General features: G+C 75.7%; 13 protein-coding genes and 1 riboswitch. Of the genes, 6 read left to right on the forward strand and 7 right to left on the reverse strand.

What is annotated here, in order from left to right; translation table 11 throughout:
* Positions 1–30: 30 nt before the first annotated feature.
* The 4 genes from AAEM63_RS05420 to gcvP all read right to left on the reverse strand — a co-directional run bounded on the left by AAEM63_RS05420 (position 31) and on the right by gcvP (position 5,962).
* Positions 31–900, reverse strand: a complete 870-nt coding sequence (locus tag AAEM63_RS05420; RefSeq protein ID WP_341360609.1) for a glutamate ABC transporter substrate-binding protein — start codon at positions 898–900, stop codon at positions 31–33.
* Positions 901–943: 43 nt separating this feature from the next.
* A complete protein-coding gene (locus AAEM63_RS05425; protein WP_341360610.1) occupies positions 944–1,774 on the reverse strand; it encodes an amino acid ABC transporter ATP-binding protein in 831 nt (276 codons plus the stop codon).
* Positions 1,775–1,950: 176 nt separating this feature from the next.
* A complete protein-coding gene (gene gcvT / locus AAEM63_RS05430) occupies positions 1,951–3,069 on the reverse strand; it encodes a glycine cleavage system aminomethyltransferase GcvT (protein WP_341360611.1) in 1,119 nt (372 codons plus the stop codon).
* 13 nt (positions 3,070–3,082) lie between these two features.
* Positions 3,083–5,962 (reverse strand): aminomethyl-transferring glycine dehydrogenase, encoded by a 2,880-nt coding sequence (gene gcvP, locus AAEM63_RS05435; RefSeq protein WP_341360612.1) that lies wholly within the window; start codon positions 5,960–5,962, stop codon positions 3,083–3,085.
* A 147-nt stretch (positions 5,963–6,109) separates the two neighbouring features.
* Positions 6,110–6,204, reverse strand: a riboswitch (glycine riboswitch).
* Between the two features lie 105 nt (positions 6,205–6,309).
* Between gcvP and miaB the strand changes: the two genes are divergently transcribed.
* Positions 6,310–7,917: a tRNA (N6-isopentenyl adenosine(37)-C2)-methylthiotransferase MiaB gene (gene miaB, locus AAEM63_RS05440; RefSeq protein WP_341360613.1), complete on the forward strand. Its 1,608-nt coding sequence runs from the start codon at positions 6,310–6,312 to the stop codon at positions 7,915–7,917.
* Between the two features lie 47 nt (positions 7,918–7,964).
* Here the strand turns inward: miaB and AAEM63_RS05445 are convergent, their stop codons facing one another.
* Complete coding sequence (locus AAEM63_RS05445; protein WP_341360614.1) at positions 7,965–8,543, reverse strand: YbjN domain-containing protein; 579 nt, start codon at positions 8,541–8,543, stop codon at positions 7,965–7,967.
* Positions 8,540–9,052: a YbjN domain-containing protein gene (locus tag AAEM63_RS05450; protein ID WP_341360615.1), complete on the reverse strand. Its 513-nt coding sequence runs from the start codon at positions 9,050–9,052 to the stop codon at positions 8,540–8,542. The genes AAEM63_RS05445 and AAEM63_RS05450 overlap by 4 nt, the downstream gene beginning before the upstream one ends.
* Before the next feature lie 56 nt (positions 9,053–9,108).
* On the opposite strand from AAEM63_RS05450, the gene miaA reads away from it, so the two are divergent.
* The 3 genes from miaA (at position 9,109) to AAEM63_RS05465 (ending at position 12,256) form a co-directional block, all read left to right on the forward strand.
* Positions 9,109–10,026: a tRNA (adenosine(37)-N6)-dimethylallyltransferase MiaA gene (gene miaA / locus AAEM63_RS05455; protein ID WP_341360616.1), complete on the forward strand. Its 918-nt coding sequence runs from the start codon at positions 9,109–9,111 to the stop codon at positions 10,024–10,026.
* Complete coding sequence (dapF, locus tag AAEM63_RS05460; RefSeq protein WP_341360617.1) at positions 10,023–10,928, forward strand: diaminopimelate epimerase; 906 nt, start codon at positions 10,023–10,025, stop codon at positions 10,926–10,928. The genes miaA and dapF overlap by 4 nt, the downstream gene beginning before the upstream one ends.
* Positions 10,929–11,206: 278 nt before the next feature.
* Positions 11,207–12,256 (forward strand): hypothetical protein, encoded by a 1,050-nt coding sequence (locus tag AAEM63_RS05465; protein ID WP_341360618.1) that lies wholly within the window; start codon positions 11,207–11,209, stop codon positions 12,254–12,256.
* Here the strand turns inward: AAEM63_RS05465 and AAEM63_RS05470 are convergent.
* Complete coding sequence (locus tag AAEM63_RS05470; RefSeq protein WP_341360619.1) at positions 12,229–12,870, reverse strand: methyltransferase; 642 nt, start codon at positions 12,868–12,870, stop codon at positions 12,229–12,231. The genes AAEM63_RS05465 and AAEM63_RS05470 overlap by 28 nt on opposite strands.
* 111 nt (positions 12,871–12,981) lie before the next feature.
* Here AAEM63_RS05470 and hflX point away from each other — a divergent pair, with 111 nt between their 5' ends.
* Both hflX and AAEM63_RS05480 read left to right on the forward strand, forming a co-directional pair.
* The gene (gene hflX / locus AAEM63_RS05475; RefSeq protein WP_341360620.1) at positions 12,982–14,547 is read left to right on the forward strand and encodes a GTPase HflX; all 1,566 of its coding nucleotides are present in this window, start codon (positions 12,982–12,984) and stop codon (positions 14,545–14,547) included.
* A 2-nt stretch (positions 14,548–14,549) separates the two neighbouring features.
* Complete coding sequence (locus AAEM63_RS05480; protein WP_341360621.1) at positions 14,550–16,586, forward strand: ATP-dependent DNA helicase; 2,037 nt, start codon at positions 14,550–14,552, stop codon at positions 16,584–16,586.
* Positions 16,587–16,588 lie beyond the last annotated feature (2 nt).

The raw sequence follows: 16,588 nt of genomic DNA on the forward strand, positions 1-16,588 counted from the left end.
CGACTGGCGTCCCGGCACACCTCTCGTCGGTCAGGCGCAGCCGTCGACCTCGGGCGGGTTGAGGCTGTCGTCGGGGGTGAAGCCCTCGGGGGTGTGCTCGGCGAGGAGCTCCTCCCACGTGCCGTCCTCGATCATCTCGGTGATGGCGGCGTTGACGTCCTCGCAGACGTCGTTCTCCTTGGGCAGACCCACGCCGTAGTTCTCCTCGGAGAAGGTGTTGCCCACGACCTTGAACTGCCCCTCGTACTGGTCCTGCGCGGCGAAGCCGGCGAGGATGATGTCGTCGGTGGTCACGGCGTCGACGGTGCCGGCGCTGAGGAGCTCGACGCACTCGGAGTAGGTCTGCGCCGGGTAGAGCTCGACGTCCTCGGCGTGCTCGTCACGGATGCGCTCGGCGGACGTGGAGCCCTCGACGGAGCACAGCACCTTCCCGGACAGGGCCTCGGGGCCCGTGATCTCCTCGTCGTCGGCCGCGACCAGGAGGTCCTGACCGGCGACGAAGTACGGTCCGGCGAAGGCGACGCGCTCCTTGCGGGCGTCGGTGATGGAGTAGGTCGCGAAGATCATGTCGACCGAGCCGTTCTCCAGCAGCGTCTCGCGCTGGGACGAGATCGACTCGACGAACTCGATCTGGTCCTCGGAGTAGCCCAGCTTGTCGGCGACGTAACGGGCGACGTCGACGTCGAACCCGGTGTACTCCGCGCCCTCCTGCAGGCCCAGGCCGGGCTGGTCGAACTTGATGCCGATGGTGACGCCCTCGCCACCGCCGTCCCCGCCCGCCGCGGAGGTCTCCTCGGCGCCGCCGCCCTCGGCGGGCTCGTCGTCGCCCCCGCCGCCGCAGGCGGCCAGGGTCAGAGCCGCGGCCAGGCTCAGGGCGATTGCTGTGCGCGTGCGTCGCATGTCGTCTCCTCTTCTCGTTCCCCGGGTGGGGCCGTGCGGATGGTCAGTGGCTGAGCAGCTTGGACAGGAAGTCCTTCGCCCGCTCGGAGCGGGGGTTGGTGAAGAACTCCTCGGGGGTGGCCTCCTCGACGATCTGGCCGGCGTCCATGAAGATCACGCGGTCGGCGGCCTTGCGGGCGAAACCCATCTCGTGGGTGACGACGATCATCGTCATCCCCTCACGGGCGAGGGAGGTCATGACGTCGAGGACCTCGGTGATCATCTCCGGGTCGAGCGCGGAGGTCGGCTCGTCGAACAGCATGACCTTGGGCCGCATGGCCAGCGCCCTCGCGATCGCGACGCGCTGCTGCTGCCCGCCGGAGAGCTGGGCGGGGTGCTTGCCCGCCTGGTTGGCGACCCCGACCCGCTCGAGGAGGCCCATCGCCTGCTTCTTCGCCTCGGGAGCCTTGAGGCCGCGGACCTTGGTGGGGCCGAGGGTGACGTTCTCCAGGATCGTCTTGTGGGCGAAGAGGTTGAACGACTGGAAGACCATCCCGACGTCGGCCCGGAGCCGGGCGAGGTCCTTGCCCTCGGCGGGCAGCTCCTTGCCGTCGATGGAGATGGTGCCGGAGTCGATCGGCTCCAGTCGGTTGATGGCCCGGCACAGGGTGGACTTGCCCGACCCGGACGGACCGATGACGACGACGACCTCGCCCCGGCGCACCGTCATGTCGATGTCCTTGAGGACGTGCAGCTCGCCGAAGTGCTTGTTGACGTCGGTGAGGACGACGAGAGGTCCGCCGAGCCGCTCGGCGCTCGCGGTCACGTCGGACGGGGTGTCGGTCACCGGGGAGGGGTTCTCGGTCACCTCGGAGGGGTCGTGCGGGTGGGCCATGGGCGTCAACCTAGCTACGGATTGTTTCGTCGTCGGTGACGAGTGGGTAACAGTCTGGCCACAATAGCGCGTCTTGACCCGCTGTTGACCTGGCCTTTCGGACTTTTCCCGCGTCGCCGCCCGGGCCGTCCGGCGGCGCCGGCGCGCGGCCCTGTCGCTCGCGCCGAGGCGTCCCGCTACCGGGGCCGGCGGTAGAACGGCCCGCGGACGACGTCGTGCGGCTGGGGGCGGCCCCGCACGTCGACCTCGACCGCGGTGCCGACCGCCGCGTGGGCGGGCTCGACGTAGGCCAGGGCGACGGGCCGCCCCAGGGTGGGGCTCGGCGCGCCCGACGTGACCTCGCCGACGACCGTCCCGCCCGCCAGGACCGGATAGCCGGCGCGGCCGGCCCGGGGCCCGCGGCCCTCGAGGGCGACGAGGACCCGGCGCGCGCCGGCCTCGTGGGCGGTGCGGGCGGCCTCGAGCGCCTCCCGTCCGACGAACGCCGGCTTCGTCAGGTCGACCACCGCGCCGAGGCCCGCCGCGAAGGGGTCGGTCGCGCGCGTCAGCTCGTGCCCGTACAGCGGCATCCCGGCCTCCAGGCGCAGGGAGTCCCGGGCGGCCAGGCCCGCCGGGACGAGGCCTGCGGGGGCCCCGGCCTCCAGGAGGGCGCGCCACAGCGCCACCGCGGCGTCGTCGTCGGCCACGAACAGCTCGAAGCCGTCCTCGCCGGTGTACCCCGTGCGGGCGAGCAGGACCTCCACGCCCGCCACCGGCAGCGCGGTCGCGGCGTAGTAGCGCAGGTCCGCCAGCTCGGCCCGGTGCTGCTCGGGCACCAGGCCGGAGACGACGCCCGCGGCGGCCGGCCCCTGGACGGCGACGAGGGAGGTGGCGGCCGACGCGTCGTCGACCGTGACGTCGAAGCCCTCGGCGCGGCGGGCGAGCTCGGCGGCCACGACGGCGGCGTTGCCGGCGTTGGGGACGACGAGGAACCGGTCCTCGGCCCGGCGGTAGGTGATGAGGTCGTCGACGATGCCGCCGTCCTCGGCGCACAGGAGGGAGTACCTCGCCCGGCCCACGGCGACGGCCGAGAGCCGCCCGACCAGCGCGTGGTCGAGGAACGCCGCGGCCCCGGGCCCGCCCACCCACACCTCGCCCATGTGGCTGAGGTCGAACAGACCCGCGGCGCGGCGCACCCCGTGGTGCTCGGCCAGCTCGGAGGCGTACTTCAGCGGCATCTGCCAGCCGCCGAAGTCGGTGAAGGACGCCCCGAGGGCGGCGTGCTCGGCGTGCAGCGCGGTGCGGAGGTCGCTCATGGCACTGACCCTCTCAGGAGTAGGACGTCACGGGCGGGCAGGAGCACACGAGGTTGCGGTCGCCGTGCGCGCCGTCGATGCGCCCCACGGGGCTGAAGTACTTGTCGTGACGCAGCGCGGGCAGGGGGAAGACCGCCTGCTCCCGGCTGTAGGGCCGGTCCCACTCGCCGACGAGGTCGGCGGCGGTGTGCGGGGCCAGGCGCAGCGGGCTGCGCGCGGCCGGGACGTCCCCGGCGGCGACCTGGTCGATCTCGGCGCGGATGGCGACCATGGCGTCGACGAAGCGGTCGAGCTCGCCCAGGTCCTCGCTCTCGGTGGGCTCGACCATGAGCGTCCCGGGCACCGGGAAGGCGAGCGTCGGGGCGTGGAACCCGTAGTCGATGAGGCGCTTGGCCACGTCCTCGGCGGTCACTCCGGTGCGGGCCGTGAGCTCGCGCAGGTCGAGGATGCACTCGTGGGCGACCAGACCGCCCGCGCCGGTGTACAGGACCGGGAAGGACGCGTCGAGGCGGCGGGCCACGTAGTTCGCCGTGAGGAGCGAGCCCTTCGTCGCGGCGGTGAGGCCCTCGCCGCCCAGGAGGGCGATGTACGCCCAGGAGATCGGCAGCACCCCGGCGGAACCGAACCGGCTCGCCGAGACCGGTGCCCCGCCGCCCGCGGCCTCGTCGGTGGGGTCGCCGGGGAGGAAGGGCGCGAGGTGCTCGCGCACCGCGACCGGGCCGACCCCCGGGCCGCCCCCGCCGTGGGGGATCGCGAAGGTCTTGTGGAGGTTGAGGTGGGAGACGTCCCCGCCGAACGCCCCCGGCTGGGCCAGGCCCACGAGCGCGTTGAGGTTGGCGCCGTCGATGTAGACCTGACCGCCGGCGGCGTGCACGGCGTCGCACACCTCCCGCACGTCGCCGTCGTAGACGCCGTGCGTGGAGGGGTAGGTGATCATGATTGCGGCGAGGTCCTCGGCGTGCGCCTCGATCTTGGCGCCCAGGTCGGCGTGGTCGATCGTGCCGTCGGCGGCCGTGGCGACGACCACCACCTTCATGCCGGCCAGGACGGCCGAGGCCGCGTTCGTGCCGTGGGCGGAGGCGGGGATGAGGCAGACGTCGCGGGCGCCCTCGCCGCGGGCACGGTGGTAGCCGCGGATCGCCAGGAGGCCGGCCAGCTCGCCCTGGGAGCCGGCGTTGGGCTGGACCGAGACCCGGTCGTAGCCGGTGATGACGGCCAGCCGCTCCTCGAGGTCGGCGATGAGCGCGCGCCAGCCCTCGGTCTGGGCGTCGGGGGCGAAGGGGTGGACGGCGGCGAAGGCCGGCCACGTCATCGCCTCCATCTGGGCGGTGGCGTTGAGCTTCATCGTGCACGAGCCGAGCGGGATCATCGTGCGGTCCAGCGCCAGGTCCTTGTCGGCGAGGCGACGGAGGTAGCGCAGCATCTGCGTCTCGGACCGGTGGCTGTGGAACGTCGGGTGGGTGAGGTAGGCCGACGTGCGGGTCAGCGCCGGGTCGAACGCGACACCCGCGTCGAGCCGGGCCCGGGCGGCGGGCACCGCGGCGGCGGCGTCGTCGACCCCGAGGGCCGCGGCGACGGTGACGAGGTGCTCCTCGGTCGTCGTCTCCGCGCAGGAGACGCCGACGTGGTCGGGTCCCACGGCGCGCAGGTTCACCCCGGCGGCCTCGGCGGCGGCGACCACCGCGGGCCCGCGGCCGGGCACGTGGACGGTGAGGGTGTCGAAGTAGGAGTCGTGGACGAGCTCGACGCCGTGGGCGCGCAGGGTCTCGGCGAGGGTGCGGGCGGCGTCGTGGGCGTGCCGGGCGATCGCCCGGAGCCCCTCGGGGCCGTGGTAGACGGCGTACATGCTCGCCGCGACTGCGAGGAGCGCCTGCGCGGTGCAGATGTTCGAGGTGGCCTTCTCCCGGCGGATGTGCTGCTCGCGGGTCTGCAGGGCGAGACGGTAGGCGGGCTCGCCGGCGGAGTCGCGCGAGACCCCCACGAGCCGGCCGGGCAGGTTGCGCTCCAGCCCGGAGCGGACCGCCATGTACGCCGCGTGCGGCCCGCCGAAGAACAGGGGCACCCCGAACCGCTGGCTGGAGCCGACGGCGATGTCGGCGCCCTGCTCCCCGGGCGGGGTGATGAGGGTCAGGGCGAGGAGGTCGGCGGCGACGGTGACCATCGCGCCACGGCCCTTCGCCTCGGCGACGACGGCGGAGACGTCCCACACCCGGCCGGAGGCCCCGGGCTGCTGGAGGACCACCCCGGCGAGGTCGCCGTCGGGCAGGCCCGCGGAGAGGTCGGCGACGACGACGTCGATGCCCATCGCCGCGGCCCGGCCGCGGACGACGGCGACGGACTGGGGGAGCAGGTCGGCGTCGAGGACCACGGCGCCGTCGGCGTGGGCCCGGTTCGCCCGCCGCATGAGGAGCACGGCCTCGGCGACGGCGGACGCCTCGTCGAGGAGGGAGGCGTTGGCGACCGGCAGGCCGGTGAGGTCCTCGACCATGGTCTGGAAGTTCAGCAGCGCCTCGAGCCGGCCCTGGGAGATCTCCGGCTGGTACGGGGTGTAGGCGGTGTACCAGGCGGGTGACTGCAGGACGTCGCGCTCGATCACCGGCGGGGTGATCGTCTCGTGGTAGCCCTGACCGATCATCTGCACGCGCACCGTGTTGCGCGCCGCCAGGGCGCGCAGGTCGGCGAGGACCTCGCTCTCGGAGCGCGCCGGCGGCAGGTCGAGCGGGCGCTGCTGGCGGATCCCCGCCGGGACGGCGGCGTCGGCGAGGGCGTCGAGGTCGGGGAGCCCCAGCGCGTCGAGCATCACGGCGACGTCGTCCGGCCCGGCCCCCACGTGCCGGCGCAGGAAGTCCGCGCCGGGGTCCGCGGCGGTGGTCGGGGTGGTGTGCTCGGTCATGGGTGGCTCCCGGGTCGGGGGCGCGCGGGCGCGCCGGCGTCGAGGTCCTCCCTGCTCTGTCACGTGACCTGAGAGATTTCCGGGCCGCGGCCCGGTTGCCCCGTCGGTGAGCGCCGCCCGGCCGGCCGCGCTGCTCTCCAGAGGTGCCTGACCGCGGCGGTGTGGGTGCCTGAGAGATTCCTGGGAGGAGTTGCTCCTACGGCGCCCGCACGGGTGCTGCGGGGCTCTCCCGCCGCGGGTCGTCGGCGTGTGCAGTTGTCGCGGCGGCGGTCCCGCCGTCCCCGAGTCTCCCACGTCGGGCCGCGGCCCGGGAGCCCCGTCCGCCGGCGCCTAGACTGGGTCCCACCATGACTTCCGCCCCGCCCGCCCACGCCCTCACCCCGACCGGCCCCGCAGCGGGTCCGGCGGTCCCTCCGCCGGCGGCCGCCGCGCCGCCGCGGACCTACCTCGTGCGCACCCTCGGCTGCCAGATGAACGTCCACGACTCCGAGCGGCTCGCGGGCATGCTCGAGGAGCGCGGCTACGTCCCCGTGGCCGAGGTCCCCGAGGCCGCCGCCCGGGCCACCGACGCCGGCGACGGCGGCGCGGACGTCGTCATCATCAACACCTGCTCGGTGCGCGAGAACGCCGCCACCCGGCTCTTCGGCAACCTCGGCCAGCTCGCCTCGGTCAAGCGCGGGCGGCCCGGGATGCAGATCGCCGTCGGCGGGTGCCTCGCGCAGCAGATGCGCACGGGCATCGTCGAGAAGGCGCCGTGGGTCGACGTCGTCCTGGGCACCCACAACCTCGACGTGCTCCCGGCCCTGCTCGAACGGGCGAGGCACAACGCCGAGGCCCAGGTCGAGATCGAGGAGTCCCTCAAGGTCTTCCCCTCCACCCTGCCCACCCGCCGCGAGTCCGCCTACGCCGCGTGGGTGTCGATCTCGGTGGGCTGCAACAACACGTGCACCTTCTGCATCGTCCCGCACCTGCGCGGCAAGGAGCGCGACCGCCGGCCGGGCGAGGTCCTCGCCGAGGTCGGTGCCGTCGTCGGGCAGGGCGCGATCGAGGTGACGCTGCTGGGTCAGAACGTCAACAGCTACGGCGTCGGCTTCGGCGACCGGGGGGCCTTCGCCAAGCTCCTGCGCGCGACGGGGCAGATCGAGGGCCTCGAACGGGTCCGGTTCACCTCCCCGCACCCCGCGGCGTTCACCGACGACGTCATCGCCGCCATGGCCGAGACCCCCAACGTCATGCCGTCCCTGCACATGCCGCTGCAGTCCGGCTCCGACGCCGTGCTCCGGGCGATGCGCCGGTCCTACCGCTCCGACCGCTTCCTCGGCATCCTCGACCGGGTGCGTGCGGCGATCCCCGACGCCGCGATCACCACCGACATCATCGTCGGGTTCCCGGGCGAGACCGAGGAGGACTTCCAGGCCACGCTCGACGTCGTCGCGGCGTCGCGGTTCTCCTCGGCGTTCACGTTCCAGTACTCCCCGCGCCCGGGCACCCCCGCGGCGGACCGCGAGGACCAGGTGCCCGCCGACGTCGTCACCGAGCGCTACCAGCGCCTGGCCGCCCTCCAGCAGCGGATCTCCACCGAGGAGAACGAGGCGCAGGTCGGCCGCACCGTCGAGGTGCTCGTCGCCGAGGGGGAGGGGCGCAAGGACGGCGCCACCCACCGCGTCACGGGCCGGGCCGCGGACAACCGCCTCGTCCACGTCGCACTGCCGGTCGACCTGGCGCAGGCCGATCGGCCCCGCCCCGGGGACATGCTCACCGCGACCGTCACGCACGGGGCGCCGCACCACCTCGTGGCGGACTCCGCGCTCGCGGGCGGCACCTACGCGATGCGGCGCACCCGCGCCGGCGACGCCTGGGCGCGCCGGGCCGGGCTGGCCGAGGAGCCGCACGGGCACGGCGAGCCGGCCCCCGCCGGGCCCGTCAGCCTCGGCATCCCCGTCCGGCGCCGCTGAGTCGTCCGCGCCGTCGTCCGCGTCGCCGTCCGCGTCGTCGCCGCCGGCTACGGCTCGTCCCCGCCGGTGGGCGGGACGGAGCGGGTGAGCGCCTGGAAGAACTGCACCCCGGCGGACAGCCCGCCCTCGATGATCTCCAGGAGCTGACGGTCGGTCGCCCCGGCACCGACATCGACGAGAACCTCGGTGCGCACCACCGGTCCCTCGGACGAGTCGGCCGTGTACACGGTCGGCCAGATCTTGTCCCGGTTCCAGTCGTTGACGGCCTGGGCCAGCGCTCCGGCGTACTCCGCCGGCACGGCCCGCCCCCACGTGCCGCGCACGCTGAGGAAGTCGGCCTCCTCCCCGGCCAGGCGCAGCTGGAACCGGTACCCGTCCCACAGCCCGTCGACGGAGCCGTCCGGCTCGGTGCGCACGTGGTAGCCCCGGTCGACGACGACGTCGTGGACCCGCTCGGGAGTCACCGGGGTCGTCGCGCGCAGCGGACCCGTCAGCGCGGTCGGGGACGTGCGCCGCACCGACCCGGCGCTGCGCAGCGCCCGGGCCGTCGCCGCCAGGTCCGACCCGCGCACCGGCACGGCCCGCGCCTGCCCGCGCACGGCGCGCAGCCACCGCCGCAGCCTCACGGCGCACGACCGGCCGGGTCGGGGTAGGCCTGCTCGAGGTCGTGCATCATCCGCATGCCCTGACCGATGCCGCGGCGCAGCAGCGTCGTGAGCTGGTCCTCGCTCACGCCCGCCGCCAGCGGGGTGGACACCTCGGCCACGACGCTGACCATGCCGTCGTCGAGCACCCGGACGTAGCACTTGGGCCCGACGAAGTCCCGGTTCCAGCCGTCGACCAGCTCGAGGACCTCCGCGAGCCGCTCGATCGCCAGACGGCGGTGCCACGTGGAGCGGACCTGGAGGACGTTCTCCTCCGGCCCGAGCAGGTAGACGTGGAAGACGGCCTGCGCCCACATGGCCCCGATGTCGCCGGCGCGGTCGCGGAACCACGGGTAGCCCAGGTCGTCCAGGGCGGCGACGACCCGTTCCCTCGTCAGCGGGTGGACGACGTCCCGCGCCGTGCGGGCGCCCCGGTCCACGGCGCCCGGGCCCGAGGCCCGGCCCCGGCCGTCCTCCGCCGCCGCGCTCATACGACGAGGGTAGTCCGCGGTCCGACCGGCCGGCCGGGCGGGGTAGGTTGACCGGCGTGCAGGAACCAGGCCGGGGGCTCGTCGTCGCCGTCGTGGGGATGACGGCGACCGGGAAGTCCGACCTGGCCCTCGACCTCGCCGAGGCGCTCGGCGGCGAGGTCGTCAACGCCGACGCCATGCAGCTCTACCGCGGCATGGACGTCGGGACGGCCAAGCTCACCGTCGCCGAGCGGCGGGGCGTGCCCCACCACCAGCTCGACGTCCTCGACGTCACCGAGGAGGCCCGCGTCGCCGCCTACCAGCGCGCCGCACGCGAGGACCTCGCCGCCGTCGCGGCCCGGGGGAACCGTGCGCTCCTCGTCGGTGGCTCGGGACTGTACGTCCGCGCGGCCCTGGACCACCTGGAGTTCCCGGGCACGGACCCGCAGGTCCGCGCCGAGCTCGAGCGCCGGGCCGAGACCGAGGGCCGGCGGGCCCTGCACGACGAGCTCGACCGGCTGGACCCGGTCGCGGCCGCCCGGATCGACCCGCGCAACGCCCGGCGGGTGATCCGAGCCCTCGAGGTCATCGCCGTGACCGGCCGGCCCTTCTCCGCCGCGCTGCCCGAGCACGTCTACGCCGTCCCCGCCGTCCAGCTCGCGATCGACGTGCCCCGTCCCGAGCTGGACGGGCGCATCGCCCGCCGCGCCGCCGCGATGATGGCGGGCGGGCTGGTCGAGGAGACCGAGGGGCTCCTCGGCCGCGGCCTCGCCGAGGGCGTGACCGCCCGGCGCGCCGTCGGGTACGCGCAGGCGATGGACGTCCTCGCCGGCCGGCTCACCCGCGAGGAGGCCACCGGGGACATCACGGTGGCGACCCGGCAGCTGGCCCGGCGGCAGGAGAAGTGGTTCCGCCGCGACCCCCGCATCCACTGGCTCGCCCCCGGCCCCCGGGCGGACGTCCTGGCCGCCGCGCTGCGTACCCTGGGGCCATGACCTCGCCCTTCCCGGTCCTGCGCGGCCGGACGCTCACCACCGGTCACGGCACCGAGAACGACTTCGTCCTCGTGCCCGACCCCGACGGCGAGCTCGAGATCGGTGCCGACGAGGTCGCCGCCGTCTGCGACCGGCACGCCGGCGTGGGCGCGGACGGCCTCATCCGCGTGGTGCGCTCACGCGCCCTGCCCGCGGAGGCGCTCGCGGGGTCCGGCGAGGCCGAGTGGTTCATGGACTACCGCAACGCCGACGGGTCGCTCGCGGAGATGTGCGGCAACGGCGTGCGGGTCTTCGTCCACTACCTCCGCGAGAGCGGCCTGGTCACGATCGCCGACGGCGGGTCGATCGTCGTCGGGACGCGCGGGGGCCCGCGGCGGGTGAGCGTCGTGGGGGAGATGTACACGGTCGAGATGGGGCGCTGGCAGATGCCCGGCGGGCTGGCCGCCGTCCAGGCCGGCTACGACGTCGTCGTCCAGGTGGGCGGGCTCGAGGGGCCCCGTGCGGGGCTGCGGGTCACCCTCCCCAACCCGCACACCGTCGTGGCCCTGCCCGACGAGGAGACCCTGGCCGCCGCCGACCTCACCCGGCCCGCCGCCTACGACCCGGAGCCGCCCGAGGGCACGAACCTCGAGCTGGTCGTGCCGCTGGGCGAGGAGAGCGACACCGCGGGGGTCGTCGGTGCCCTGCGGATGCGCGTGCTCGAGCGCGGCGTGGGCGAGACCCGGTCCTGCGGGACGGGGACGTGTGCCGCGGCGCTCGCGGTGCGCGCGTGGGGCGGGCCCGGCGCGCCGGACACCTGGCGGGTGCTCGTCCCGGGCGGTGAGGTGCTCGTTCGCGTCGAGGGGGAGCGGGTCACGCTCACCGGTCCCGCGGTGCTCATCGCCGACGTCGTCCTGCGCTGACCGCCTCCGACCCGAGAGAGGACCCGTTGCCCAAGAGGAAGCGCCGACCGCGTCACGACCGGCCCCCGGCCCGGCCCCGTCCGGGAGCGGGTCCCCGAGGCACCGCCGCGCACGGCAGGCCCGCCCACGGGGGCCCCGCGGCAGGCGGGCCCGCGCACGGGGGGGCGGCGGCCGGCGGCGTCGCGTCGCCGCCCGGCGGGCCGGGTCCCGCCGACCACGCCCCCCTCCTCGCTGAGCTCGAGCGGTGGTGCCGGTCCCTCGACCTCGACCCCGCCGGGGTGCGCGGGCTGGTCGCGACCGCCCTCGCGCTCAAGGCAGAGCTCCCGGGTGCGTCGGACCCGACGCGGTGGTCTCCCGAGGAGCTCACGACGGTGCTCACCCGGACGTTCCCCGCGCGCGTGCCCCTCGACGCCGACGAGCAGCGCCTCGTCGGTCCGGCGATGGCCCTGTACCTGTCCTTCCTCGGCACGACCGGACGGTGGCCCGCCTCCGCCGTGCCGCTCGACGCCCTGACGGGCCTGGTCGAGGAGCTCGCCGACGAGGTGCCGCGCGCGTACGGCCGCGGCTCCGGCCACGCCGCCGTCGAGCATGCGCCCGGTGCCGGGCCCGGTCCCGAGCCTGAACCTGAGCCCGAGCCCGAGCCTGAGCCGGCGCCTGAGGCCGAGCCCAACCCCTTCACCGCGCTGTGGCCCGACGCCCTCGGGCCGGTGCCCGACCTCGCCGCCGTGCTCCGGCTCGATGTCCCCACGGACCGGGCCGCGGCGTGGATGCGGGCCTCCCGGGTGTGGGGCTGGACACGTGGCGTCCTGGACTGGGTGGGCACCTCACGTGAGGTGGCCGACGACGGCGGGCTGCGCGACGCCGACGCCGCCGAGCTCCTCGGCCGGCTCGCGCCCGCCGGGCCCCCGGCGCCGATCGCGCTGCTGTGGCCCGCCCTGGTCGCGACCGGCCTCCTCGAGGTGACCGGGGACCGCGCTCGTCCCGGGCCCCGCGCCCTCGGCGAGGGGCCCGACGAGGCCGTCGTCCTCGACGGGGTGGCCCTGCACGCGGCGGTGCTGGCCGAGCTGCTCCGTCCGGCGCCCTCCGGCACCACCCGGGCCCGGGTCCCGGCCCTCACGCTCGGCGCGCTCGTGCGCGCCGCGGACCCGCGCGGCTTCACCGTCCCCGCCGGTCTCGGTCCCGCGCTCGCGGACGTCACGAACGCGCTCGGCGCCGACCTCGCGGTGGCCGTCGAGGTCGGTGTCCTCGAGCGGCGCGGCGACGCCTACGTCCTGCCCCCGGAGGTGGCCCCCGCGGTGCCCTACGCCGTCGGCCTGGTCGGGCCCTGAGGCGTGACCGTCAGCACCCGGAAGCCGCCGCTGGTGCCCGCGCGGGTGACGTCCGCGCCCACGTCCTCGGCGAGCCAGCGGTGCAGCGAGTCCGCCCCGAGGTTCTTCGCGACGACGAGCTGGGCCCGGCCGCCGGGCGCGAGGAGGCCGAGCCAGGACCGCAGCAGCTCGTGCAGGGCCGCCTTGCCGATCCGGATGGGCGGGTTCGACCAGATCTCGTCGAGCTCGACCCCCTCGGCCCGCAGGCGGCGCAGGGCCTCGCCCGCCTCGAGCGCGCGCACGTTGGTCAGGCCCAGCGCGGCGGCGTTGCGGGCCGTGAGGTCCACGGCCCGCTCGTTGACGTCGGCCGCCCAGACCGTCGCGCCGGGGGAGGCCGCGGCCATCGCCAGCGCGACCGGTCCCCAGCCGCAGCCGACGTCGGCGAGGTGGCCGGTGGCCGGCGGGTCCGCCACCGTCTCGAGCAGCACCCGGGTCCCCGGGTCGAGCCGGTCGCCCGAGAAGACCCCGGGCGCCGTGAGCACCCGGACCCGTCGGCCGCGGAGCGTCGCCTCGAGGGGACGCAGCTCCGCGGGCGAGGCCGGGCTGGCGGTGAAGTAGTGCTCGGGCGTGCTCACCCGCACACCGTATCGGCGGTCCGCCGTGGGGATAATTCCTCGCACCACCCCGCCGCCCGTGGGACCCTGGGAGGAGCGGCGCGCCGTGCGCCGACCGGACGGAAGGACGCCATGACCACGACCCGCCAGCCCCAGCACACCCCCGACGCCGACGGGCGAGGTGCGCAGGAGGCCGCGGAGGACGTGGTGGCCCGGATCCTCGCGCGCGCCGGGAGCGTGCGCTCGACCGAGGGCACCGCGCTGCAGTCCGGTTCCGACCGCTCCGCCGGCGAGCACGACGGGGCCTACGACGGCGACCAGCTCGAGCGGGAGGAGCGTGCCGCGCTGCGCCGCGTGTCCGGCCTGTCCACCGAGCTGCAGGACGTCACCGAGGTCGAGTACCGCCAGCTGCGCCTCGAGCGCGTCGTCCTCGTGGGCCTGTGGTCCACCGGCTCGGCGGAGACGGCCGAGGTCTCCCTCCGCGAGCTCGCCGCCCTCGCCGAGACCGCCGGCTCGGAGGTGCTCGACGGGCTCCTCCAGCGCCGGCAGAACCCCGACCCCGGCACCTACCTCGGCTCGGGCAAGGCCGCCGAGCTCGCCGAGCTCGTCGCCTCGGTCGGCGCCGACACCGTCGTCGTCGACGGCGAGCTCAGCCCCTCCCAGCGCCGCGGGCTGGAGGACATCGTCAAGGTCAAGGTCATCGACCGCACCGCCCTCATCCTCGACATCTTCGCCCAGCACGCGAAGTCCCGGGAGGGCAAGGCTCAGGTCGAGCTCGCCCAGCTCGAGTACCTCCTGCCGCGCCTGCGCGGCTGGGGCGAGTCGATGTCGCGCCAGGCCGGCGGCCGGGTCGCGGGCGGTGCGGGCATCGGCTCCCGCGGCCCCGGTGAGACCAAGATCGAGCTCGACCGGCGCCGCATCCGCACCCGCATGGCCCGCCTCCGCCGCCAGATCCGGGAGATGGCGCCCTCAAGGGAGACCAAGCGGGGTGCGCGGCGCCACCACCAGGTGCCGTCGGTGGCGATCGCCGGGTACACCAACGCGGGCAAGTCCTCGCTGCTCAACCGGCTCACCGGCGCCGGCGTGCTCGTCGAGAACGCGCTCTTCGCCACCCTGGACCCCACCGTGCGCCGGGCCACGACCCCGGACGGGCGCGAGTACACCCTCACCGACACCGTCGGGTTCGTGCGCTCGCTGCCCACCGAGCTCGTCGAGGCGTTCCGGTCCACGCTCGAGGAGGTCGCCGAGGCGGACGTCGTCCTGCACGTCGTCGACGCCGCGCACCCCGACCCGGAGGGGCAGGTCGGCGCCGTCCGCTCGGTCATCGCCGACATCCCCGGCGGCGCCGACGTCCCTGAGCTCATCGTCCTCAACAAGGCCGACCTCGCCGCCCCGGAGGACCTGACGGCCCTGCGCACCCGGTACCCCACGTCCGTGGCGGTCTCCGCCCGCACCGGTGAGGGGATCGAGGAGCTGGCGCGGCTCGTCGCCGAGATGCTCCCGCGCCCCTCGGAGGAGGTGGACCTGGTCGTGCCGTACTCGCGCGGCGACCTGGTCTCGCGGGCCCACACCGACGGCGAGGTGCTGACCGAGTCGTACGCCGAGGGCGGGACCCGGCTCCACGCCCGCGTGGACCCCGCCCTCGCGGCCGAGCTGCGCACGGTCGCGGGCGCCCCGGCGGCCCGCTCGGCCTCCTGAGCGTGGGGGCCGACACCGGCGCCCTGCTCGACGCCGCGGTCGCGGCGGTCGGCGGGGCCCGGCGCGAGGGGCAGCTGCGCATGGCCGAGGCCGTCGCGCAGACCCTCGACGAGGGCTCGCACCTGCTCGTCCAGGCCGGCACCGGCACCGGCAAGTCCCTCGCCTACCTCGTGCCGGTGCTCGCCCACGCCGTCGAGAAGGGCGAGCGGGCCGTCGTCTCCACGGCCACGCTGGCGCTCCAGCGCCAGGTGCTCGCCCAGGACGCGCCCCTCGTGGCGGACATCGTCGCCGAGCGCACCGGTGCGCGGCCGAAGGTGGCGCTGCTCAAGGGCTGGCAGAACTACCTGTGCCTGCACAAGGTCGCCGGCGGTTACCCCGTGGAGGAGGAGCCGGGCCTCTTCGCCGTCTCCGCCGCGACCGACGGCGGGCTGCCCGCCGCCGGTCCGGCCGTCGAGCAGCCCGACCGGCGCGGACCGGGGCCGGCCCCCGCGGCCCGGGAGGGCCTGGGGGAGCAGGTGCTCCGGCTGCGGGCCTGGTCGGAGGAGACCGGGACGGGGGACCGCGACGACCTCGTGCCCGGGGTGAGCGAGCGGGCCTGGCGCCAGGTCTCGGTCACGAGGATGGAGTGCCTGGGGCAGCGGTGCCCGATGATCTCCGAGTGCTTCCCCGAGGCGGCGCGCGTCAGCGCCCGGGAGGCCGACGTCGTCGTGACGAACCACGCGATGCTCGGCATCGCCGCGTCAGGCTCCCCGGGGGTGCTCCCCGAGCACGACGTCCTCGTCGTCGACGAGGCCCACGAGCTCGCCGAGCGGGTCACCGCCCAGGCCACCGCCGAGCTGAGCGCGAGCGTCGTCGAGCGGACCGCCCGGCTCGCCCGCCGGCATGCCGGTGTCGGGCTCGACAACCTCGAGACGGCCGCGGCGTCCCTGCGCGCCCGGCTCGAGGTCGTGCCCGACGGTCGCCTCGTCCACGGGCTGCCCGCCGACCTGCGCGACGCGGTGATCCTCGTCGAGGCCGGTGCCCGCGAGGCGGTCGGCGCGATGAAGCCCGAGCCGGGCGCCGAGGACGCCGGCGGCCGGGCGATGGCCCGCTCCGCCATGGTCGTGCTGCACGAGATCGCCGAACGGCTCCTCGGCGACTCCGTCGCCGCGCGCCGGGACGTCCTGTGGTGCGAACGCCCTCGCGGGGGCATGGAGCAGCCCCGGCTCCGGCTGGCCCCGCTCGACGTCGCCGGCCCGGTCGCCAGCCAGCTCCTCGCCGGCAGGGCGGCGGTCCTCACCTCCGCGACCCTGGCCCTCGGCGGCACGTTCGACCCGATGGCGCGCTCCCTCGGGCTCACCCTCGACGACGAGACGCCCTGGCGCGGCCTCGACGTGGGCTCACCCTTCGACTACGCCAGGCAGGGCATCCTCTACACCGCGCGTCACCTGCCGCCGCCGGGCCGTGACGGGACGAGCGAGCAGGCGCTCGACGAGCTGGTCGCGCTCGTCCGGGCGGCCGGCGGGGCCACCCTTGGCCTCTTCTCGTCCCGCCGGGCGGCCGAGGCCGCCACGGAGCGGCTGCGCGCCGAGCTCGACACCCCGGTCCTGTGCCAGGGCGAGGACCAGCTGCCCACGCTCGTGCGGCGCTTCGTCGAGGACGAGGCGACCTCCCTCATGGGCACCCTCTCCCTGTGGCAGGGCGTCGACGTCCCCGGACCGACGTGCCGGCTCGTCGTCATCGACCGCATCCCCTTCCCCCGGCCCGACGACCCCGTCAAGCAGGCCCGCTCGGAGGTCGTGGCGGCGGCGGGCGGGAACGCCTTCATGTCGGTGGCCGCCACCCACGCCGCGCTCCTGCTCGCCCAGGGCGCCGGCCGGCTCGTGCGCCGCACGGACGACCGCGGCGTCGTGGCGGTCCTCGACCCGCGGCTGGCCACCGCCCGCTACGGCACCTTCCTCACGCGCTCGATGCCGCCGCTGTGGCCCACCAGCGACGGTGAGCTGACCCGCGCGGCGCTGCGCCGGCTCTCCGCGGGCACGGCGACGGTGTCCCACTAGGC

It is taken from the genome of Georgenia sp. M64, from assembly GCF_038049925.1.
Lineage (GTDB): Bacteria > Actinomycetota > Actinomycetes > Actinomycetales > Actinomycetaceae > Georgenia.

Bases quoted from the DNA above. Each gene is read 5' to 3' on its own strand.
- gcvP (WP_341360612.1), bottom strand. From the start codon at position 5,962: ATGACCGAGCACACCACCCCGACCACCGCCGCGGACCCCGGCGCGGAC.
- AAEM63_RS05420 (WP_341360609.1), bottom strand. From the start codon at position 900: ATGCGACGCACGCGCACAGCAATCGCCCTGAGCCTGGCCGCGGCTCTG.
- hflX (WP_341360620.1), top strand. From the start codon at position 12,982: ATGACCACGACCCGCCAGCCCCAGCACACCCCCGACGCCGACGGGCGA.
- AAEM63_RS05425 (WP_341360610.1), bottom strand. From the start codon at position 1,774: ATGGCCCACCCGCACGACCCCTCCGAGGTGACCGAGAACCCCTCCCCG.
- miaB (WP_341360613.1), top strand. From the start codon at position 6,310: ATGACTTCCGCCCCGCCCGCCCACGCCCTCACCCCGACCGGCCCCGCA.
- AAEM63_RS05450 (WP_341360615.1), bottom strand. From the start codon at position 9,052: ATGAGCGCGGCGGCGGAGGACGGCCGGGGCCGGGCCTCGGGCCCGGGC.
- dapF (WP_341360617.1), top strand. From the start codon at position 10,023: ATGACCTCGCCCTTCCCGGTCCTGCGCGGCCGGACGCTCACCACCGGT.
- gcvT (WP_341360611.1), bottom strand. From the start codon at position 3,069: ATGAGCGACCTCCGCACCGCGCTGCACGCCGAGCACGCCGCCCTCGGG.